Annotated in this window: 8 protein-coding genes; 4 read left to right on the top strand and 4 right to left on the bottom strand. The window is 62.5% G+C overall.

Annotated elements, in window-relative coordinates:
- Positions 1 to 272: 272 nt before the first annotated feature.
- Positions 273 to 1,838: a methyl-accepting chemotaxis protein gene (locus GIB19_RS18230; protein ID WP_027596650.1), complete on the top strand. Its 1,566-nt coding sequence runs from the start codon at positions 273 to 275 to the stop codon at positions 1,836 to 1,838.
- 135 nt (positions 1,839 to 1,973) lie between these two features.
- Here GIB19_RS18230 and GIB19_RS18225 read toward each other — a convergent pair whose 3' ends face one another.
- The 4 genes from GIB19_RS18225 to GIB19_RS18210 all read right to left on the bottom strand — a co-directional run bounded on the left by GIB19_RS18225 (position 1,974) and on the right by GIB19_RS18210 (position 4,918).
- A complete protein-coding gene (locus tag GIB19_RS18225) occupies positions 1,974 to 2,858 on the bottom strand; it encodes a pseudouridine synthase (RefSeq protein ID WP_274887451.1) in 885 nt (294 codons plus the stop codon).
- Positions 2,859 to 2,909: 51 nt separating this feature from the next.
- Positions 2,910 to 3,218 (bottom strand): hypothetical protein, encoded by a 309-nt coding sequence (locus tag GIB19_RS18220; RefSeq protein ID WP_027596652.1) that lies wholly within the window; start codon positions 3,216 to 3,218, stop codon positions 2,910 to 2,912.
- A 179-nt stretch (positions 3,219 to 3,397) separates the two neighbouring features.
- The gene (locus GIB19_RS18215; RefSeq protein ID WP_099430055.1) at positions 3,398 to 3,637 is read right to left on the bottom strand and encodes a glutaredoxin family protein; all 240 of its coding nucleotides are present in this window, start codon (positions 3,635 to 3,637) and stop codon (positions 3,398 to 3,400) included.
- Positions 3,638 to 3,709: 72 nt separating this feature from the next.
- On the bottom strand, positions 3,710 to 4,918 hold the full coding sequence (locus tag GIB19_RS18210; RefSeq protein ID WP_027596654.1) for an ammonium transporter: 1,209 nt from the start codon (positions 4,916 to 4,918) through the stop codon (positions 3,710 to 3,712).
- Between the two features lie 313 nt (positions 4,919 to 5,231).
- Here GIB19_RS18210 and GIB19_RS18205 point away from each other — a divergent pair, with 313 nt between their 5' ends.
- The 3 genes from GIB19_RS18205 to GIB19_RS18195 are packed head-to-tail and all read left to right on the top strand — an operon-like array spanning position 5,232 to position 6,254.
- Complete coding sequence (locus tag GIB19_RS18205; RefSeq protein WP_027596655.1) at positions 5,232 to 5,543, top strand: DUF883 family protein; 312 nt, start codon at positions 5,232 to 5,234, stop codon at positions 5,541 to 5,543.
- A 10-nt stretch (positions 5,544 to 5,553) separates the two neighbouring features.
- On the top strand, positions 5,554 to 5,928 hold the full coding sequence (locus tag GIB19_RS18200) for a phage holin family protein (RefSeq protein ID WP_274887450.1): 375 nt from the start codon (positions 5,554 to 5,556) through the stop codon (positions 5,926 to 5,928).
- The gene (locus tag GIB19_RS18195; RefSeq protein WP_085274197.1) at positions 5,925 to 6,254 is read left to right on the top strand and encodes a hypothetical protein; all 330 of its coding nucleotides are present in this window, start codon (positions 5,925 to 5,927) and stop codon (positions 6,252 to 6,254) included. Before GIB19_RS18200 ends, GIB19_RS18195 begins: the two co-directional genes overlap by 4 nt.
- Positions 6,255 to 6,352 lie beyond the last annotated feature (98 nt).

Genomic DNA, 6,352 nt, shown 5'->3' with positions numbered 1-6,352 from the left:
GCGGCGCTCGATCTCATACACGCCAACGCCCTAGAGACGCCCCTCCTCCCTTCGCGCATGCTGGCTCTTTGCCGCCCACTAAGTCATCATCCGACCCGCCCGTCATAAATTAGCAATAATGCCGCTATCTTCATCGAAATCAGCCGCTCCCTAGCTCAAATCAGAAGATGGCTCATTGCCACAAATCAAGCACATTAAATATCCATTCAATAAAACCAGTGGCTTGCCGATACCTCACCAAAGCCTTGCGGATTCTTGCGGATTACCGACCCATGCGTAACAACCAGCCGATTACCCAGAGAGAACGGACTTTCCCTGCCCAGCAGCGGTTGATCTCCACCACCAACGCCAAGGGCGTGATCAGCTACTGCAATGACGCGTTCATCGACATCAGTGGGTTCACGCGCGAGGAGCTGACCGGCGCGCCGCACAACCTGGTGCGTCACCCTGACGTGCCGGCCGCGGTGTTTGCCCACATGTGGCAGACCCTCAAGCAAGGCCAGCCGTGGATGGGCATCGTCAAGAACCGCTGCAAGAACGGTGACCACTACTGGGTCAACGCTTATGTCACGCCGGTTTTCGACAACAACCAGGTGGTCGGTTTCGAGTCGGTGCGGGTCAAGCCCACCGCCGAACAGATCCGCCGTGCCGAAGCGCTTTACCAGCGCCTCAACCAGGGCAAGTCGGCGGTGCCACGTCGCGATCAGTGGCTGCCGATTCTGCAAGACTGGCTGCCGTTCATCCTGGTCAGCCAGGTGGGCTTCCTGATCGGCAACTGGCTGGGCCACTCCTGGGGCTTCGGCCTGGCCGCCGCCCTGTCGGTACCACTCGGCCTGCTCGGGCTGACCTGGCAACAGCGTGGCCTCAAGCGCCTGCTACGGCTGGCCGAGCAAACCACCTCCGACCCGCTGATCGCGCAGATGTACACCGACAGCCGCGGGGTTCAGGCCCGCTTGGAAATGGCCATGCTCAGCCAGGATGCACGCATGAAGACCTGCCTGACGCGGCTGCAGGACAGTGCCGAACACCTCAGCGAACAGGCACGGCAATCCGACGCCCTGGCCCACCAGAGCTCCTCCGGGCTGGAGCGCCAGCGCGTGGAAACCGAACAAGTGGCGGCCGCCGTCAACCAAATGGCCGCCACCACCCAGGAAGTGGCCAACCACGTACAGCGCACCGCCGACGCCACCCAGGAAGCCAATCGCCTGACCAGCCAGGGCCGGCAGATTGCCGGTGAGACCCGCGAGGCCATCGAGCGTTTGTCGGCCGCCGTGGGTGAAACTGGCCAGACGGTGACGCAATTGGCCAAGGACAGTGACGAAATCGGCGGTGTGGTCGATGTGATCAAAGGCATCGCCGACCAGACCAACCTGCTGGCGCTGAACGCTGCCATCGAAGCGGCCCGCGCCGGTGAGATGGGCCGTGGCTTTGCCGTCGTGGCCGATGAAGTACGCCAGCTGGCCCAGCGCACTGCCGAGTCCACCGGGCAGATCCACAACCTGATCGCCAAGCTGCAGCAGACCGCCAGCAATGCAGTGCTGACCATGGAAACCGGCCATCGCCAGGCGCAGGAAGGGGTCGACCGGGTGATGCAGGCCGATGAGGCTTTGGTCGGGATCAGCGAAGCGGTGGCCAACATCACCGACATGGCGACCCAGATTGCGGCCGCTACCGAAGAGCAGACCGCTGTGGCCGACGAGATCAGCCGCAACATCAGCACCATCGCCACACTGGCCGACCAGACCGCCGAACAGGCCCAGCATTCGGCACAGCTCAGCGAAGAGCTGACCAGCACGGCGGGGAGCCAGTACTCGCTGGTGGAGCGCTTCAACCGCTGAGACGCTGCGCTTTTGTAGGAGCAGCCTTGTGCTGCGAAGAGGCCGGGGTGGGCTGCAGATATCTGCTTTGCTTGCACCGGCCCTTTCGCAGCGCAAGGCTGCTCCTACAGAGACCGCGGATGGTGGGCTGGGGCGTTACCAGTCCAGGCGCAACCGGGTCTCGAAGTAGCGCTCTTCTCCCGTCAACGGGTCATCAAAACGCAAGCTCTGCGCCAACAACTTCAACGGCTTTTGGTAATCGTCTTCGACCTGGAGCAGTTCAGGGTAGAACGGGTCGTTGCAGATCGCCGCTCCCAACGCCGCCATGTGCACACGCAACTGATGGGTCTTGCCGGTCACAGGCGACAAACCGTAACGCCACAAATTGCCCTGCGTTTCCAGCACTTGGGCAAAGGTTTCGCTGTTGTCCGCGCCCTCGACCTCATGCATGCGAAAAAACGGCTCGCCATGCACCAGACGGCTTTTATGCACCAGCGGGAACTCATGCTGCGGCATGGCAGCGGCGATGGCCTGGTAGCGCTTGTCGATTCGTCGCTCGGGGAACAAGCGCTGATACGCACTGCGGGTCTGCGGGTTGGCAGAGAACAGGACCAGCCCTGCGGTATGCCGGTCGATGCGGTGCAATGGCACCAGGTGCGGATTGTCCAGGCGCCGGATCAGCCGGCGCAACAGGGTCTGCTCGACATATTCACCGGTGGGTGTAACCGGCAGAAAATGCGGTTTATCGGCGACCACCAAGTGCTCATCCACGTGCAGCACGGCTTCCTGCACAGGGATAGGCCGCTCGTTCGGCACCTCGCGAAAATAATGCAAGCGCATGCCACGTCGGTAAGCCAGTTCGGATGGGATGGCCTGCCCCTGGGCATCCAGCACCCGGCCTCGGGCAAAGCGGTCAAGCCACTGCGCGCGATCAATGGCCTTGAAATGGTCACACAGGCAATCGAGCACCGTCGCCCAGTTGCCGGGTGGCAGGCACACCGTGCTGGCTTGCTGGCGGGCGGGGTCGAAAGGCGGGTTCATGGCAGTGCTCGAAAGGTACAAGGCCGCGCATTATCCCCCAAGCCCGCCACCTCAACCAGCCTGATCCCGCGCCTCGCTGCGCTCCTTCAACCAGCGCAGTACCTGCACCGCCTCCCAGCGGCCGGGGTCATACAAGGCATACAACAACCCCTGATAACCCACCACATCCAGCCCACGGTGGTAGCCGGCACGCTGGAACAAGGCCTCGATTTCGGCAAAACAGGTGTTGAAGTGGACCTTGCCGAACGGTGTGCGGTCATCGGTCACCAGGCCCTCGAGGCGCAGTTCCAGAACGGCGTCGCACACCCGCTCTACAGGCATGCGGTTGACGCTGTACTTGAGTTGCTCGACGTTGAGCATGGCTTTACCTCGTATACTGTATTTATATACAGCATACGGTCTTGCCCTCGCCGTCGTCAATTCGCCCTCGGCTCATTGCAGCCCCGGCAGGTACCCGTGACCACCGGTGCGCCGAACAGCGCGCGTATTCTTTCAAGTGCGCCACACAGCACCTGCAAAAATTGGCCAGAGCCTCGGGCTCACGGCGCGAGAAACGTCACCACTTGCTCGGCATCGAACGGCCAGTGCAGCTCAGCGCCGGTGTCACACCGTCGCAGCACGGGAATGATCAGGCCGTAGCGCTCGAACATGGCCTCGTTATCGGCAATGTCGACCAGTTCCACCAACAGGCCATGATCGACGAAAGGCATCAGCACGGCCTCGGCCACTTCGCACAGGTGGCAGCCGAGGGTGCCGAACAGTTGGCATTCAGGCAGCATGGGGCGGGTCTCGGTTTGGCTTTGGAAAAGCCTATTCTAGGTCCGTACCGCCCTGCGCGCACCTGACCTCGCTCAATCCTGACTGGTTGCACCGATGCGGTGCAGCGACAGATCCGCGCCCTGGAACTCCTGCTCGTGGCTCAAGCGCAAGCCGTGCACTGCGCGGATTGCACCATAGATGGTAAAGCCCCCCAGCAATGCCACCAGTACACCCATCAAGCTGCCCAGCAATTGGCTGACCAGGCTGACGCCACCCATGCCGCCCAGCGCCGCCTGGCCGAACACGCCGCAGGCAATGCCACCCCACACGCCACACAGGCCGTGCAACGGCCACACACCCAGCACGTCGTCGATTTTCCAGCGGTTCTGTGCCGCGGTAAAACTCCAGACGAACAGCACCCCGGCCACCAGGCCGGTGGCCAGCGCGCCAATCGGGTGCATCAGGTCGGAGCCAGCACAAATCGCCACCAGCCCAGCCAGCGGCCCGTTATGCAAGAACCCTGGGTCGTTACGCCCGGCCAGCAGCGCCGCCAAGGTGCCCCCGACCATGGCCAGTAACGAGTTGATCGCCACCAGGCCGCTAACCCCCTGTAAGGTCTGGGCGCTCATGACATTGAAGCCGAACCAGCCAATGATCAGGATCCACGACCCCAGCGCCAGGAACGGAATGCTCGACGGTGCGAACGCCACCAGGCGCCCATCGCGGTACCGCCCGCGCCGGGCGCCCAGTAGCACGACGGCGGCCAGTGCCAGCCAGCCGCCCATGGCATGCACCACGACGGAACCGGCAAAGTCATGGAACGGCGCGCCAAAGCGTGCTTGCAGCCAAGCCTGCACGCCCAGGTTGCCGTTCCACACCACGCCTTCGAAGAACGGGTAGACAAACGCCACGATCAACGCCGTGGCACACAGCTGCGGGACAAAACGCGCCCGCTCGGCAATCCCTCCAGAGATGATCGCCGGGATGGCCGCCGCGAACGTCAACAGAAAGAAGCATTTGACCAGCGCATAGCCATGGTCGGCTGCCAGTGCCGTCGCCGGCTGGAAGAAGTTCACGCCATAGGCGATCCAGTAGCCGATGAAGAAGTACACCAACGCCGAGATGGCAAAGTCGCTGAGAATCTTCGACAACGCATTGACCTGGTTCTTGTGCCGCACGGTGCCCACTTCGAGAAAAGCGAAGCCAGCATGCATGGCCAGCACCAGAATGGCGCCCATGAGGATGAACAGGGTATTCGAACCGTGGACCAGAGAGTCCATCGCGCTGTGCATGTGTTCCATGAAATAGGCAGACCTGCTGAAAAGGCACCAGGACAGTTCAAGAACCTGCATCCCTGCACCGAATCGGTGCCAGCCCCCTGCCCTATCGGATGACATGGGCGAGGCCTGCGTGGTTTTTTCTTGGGTTTGTCGTGGATTGGGTTAAGGTTTAACGGTACACGTCACGCAGGGTGCCCTGAATCGGCGCAATGCCCGCCAGTGGCGCCCCGCAACGTGGCAAAGACTTAGCAAAGCCCATACCAGCACAGGCACTTGAACCTTCCGCGCGTGCTATCACTCGAACTACCATCACACATCGACAGGGAGAGACCCCATGGCCAGCAAATCGGCAAAGACTGCGCAAGAGATATTGATGGCTGACTTCCAGGCCCTGGTCCGCGATACCGAGAAGCTGCTTGCCGACACGGCGAACCTCGCCGGCGACCAAGCGGATGAATTGCGCGAGCAGATCCACGACCGCCTGACCCAGGCCCGCGAAACCCTGCAGCTGACCCAGGAATCGGTGCGCGACCGTGGCCAGGCGGCCCTCGGCAGCGCCGAGCAGTACGTACAGGAGAACCCCTGGCAGGCCATCGGTATTGCCGCAGGCGTCGGTCTGTTGATCGGCCTGCTGGCCAGGCGCTGAGAGGTCACCCATGGAGAATGACACCATCGGCACCAGCGCTTCCGGCAAGCGCCTGGGCGCGGCCATGCTCGGGCTGCTGCACAGCCACATCGAACTGTTCGGGATCGAGCTGCAGGAACAAAAAGGCCGCACCTTGAGCTTGTTGCTGTTCGCAGGCTTGGCACTGGTGTTCGCCCTGCTCTTGCTGACAGCGCTGTCAGGGTTGCTGTTGGTGCTGCTGTGGGACAGTTATCGCCTGGCGGGCATCATCGGCCTGTGCGTGTTCTATGGATTAGCCGCGCTGTACTGCGGGTTGCGTTTGAAAGCGGCAGTGTTCGACGAGTCATCGCCTTTCGGCGCGACCCTCGAAGAACTCGCCAAGGACCGGGAGCGCCTGTTGCCATGAGCCTGCCTGAACTCCCCAACACCCGTAACCCACGCGAACTGCGCAAAGCGCTGCTGCGCCTGCGCATGGAGATGCACCGCCAGGAAATCCGCCACGAGTCGGGGCAACTGCTCGAACCCCTGCAGCGCATACGCGGCATGGGCAGTTCGCTGCACGGGGGGCTTGGCATCAAGCACGCCCCGCTGTGGGGCATTGGCGCCGTGGTCGCCTTGGGCTTTTTGACCGGCAAGGGCGTGCGCAGCGGCAACCTCACCCGGCTGGTGCGCCTAAGCAGCAGCTTGCTGCCGCTGATCCGCCTGTACCTGCAAAATGGCCGGCGACCCTGACATTTAGCCCCCAACACGCCCCGTGTAGGAGCAGCCTTGTGCTGCGAAGAGGCCGGTGCAGGCAAAGCAGATACCTGTAGCCCACACCGGCCTCTTCG

Source organism: Pseudomonas sp. ITEM 17296 (genome assembly GCF_028895205.1).
In the GTDB taxonomy this organism is placed as follows: Bacteria; Pseudomonadota; Gammaproteobacteria; order Pseudomonadales; family Pseudomonadaceae; genus Aquipseudomonas; species Aquipseudomonas kermanshahensis.
Note: the sequence above shows the minus strand (reverse complement) of the source record. Positions and strands in the feature narration are given on the sequence as shown.

Excerpts from the sequence above, each read along its gene's own strand:
- GIB19_RS18200 (WP_274887450.1), top strand. The coding sequence starts at position 5,554 with ATGGAGAATGACACCATCGGCACCAGCGCTTCCGGCAAGCGCCTGGGC.
- GIB19_RS18215 (WP_099430055.1), bottom strand. The coding sequence starts at position 3,637 with ATGCTGCCTGAATGCCAACTGTTCGGCACCCTCGGCTGCCACCTGTGC.
- GIB19_RS18210 (WP_027596654.1), bottom strand. The coding sequence starts at position 4,918 with ATGGAACACATGCACAGCGCGATGGACTCTCTGGTCCACGGTTCGAAT.
- GIB19_RS18225 (WP_274887451.1), bottom strand. The coding sequence starts at position 2,858 with ATGAACCCGCCTTTCGACCCCGCCCGCCAGCAAGCCAGCACGGTGTGC.
- GIB19_RS18195 (WP_085274197.1), top strand. The coding sequence starts at position 5,925 with ATGAGCCTGCCTGAACTCCCCAACACCCGTAACCCACGCGAACTGCGC.
- GIB19_RS18205 (WP_027596655.1), top strand. The coding sequence starts at position 5,232 with ATGGCCAGCAAATCGGCAAAGACTGCGCAAGAGATATTGATGGCTGAC.
- GIB19_RS18230 (WP_027596650.1), top strand. The coding sequence starts at position 273 with ATGCGTAACAACCAGCCGATTACCCAGAGAGAACGGACTTTCCCTGCC.
- GIB19_RS18220 (WP_027596652.1), bottom strand. The coding sequence starts at position 3,218 with ATGCTCAACGTCGAGCAACTCAAGTACAGCGTCAACCGCATGCCTGTA.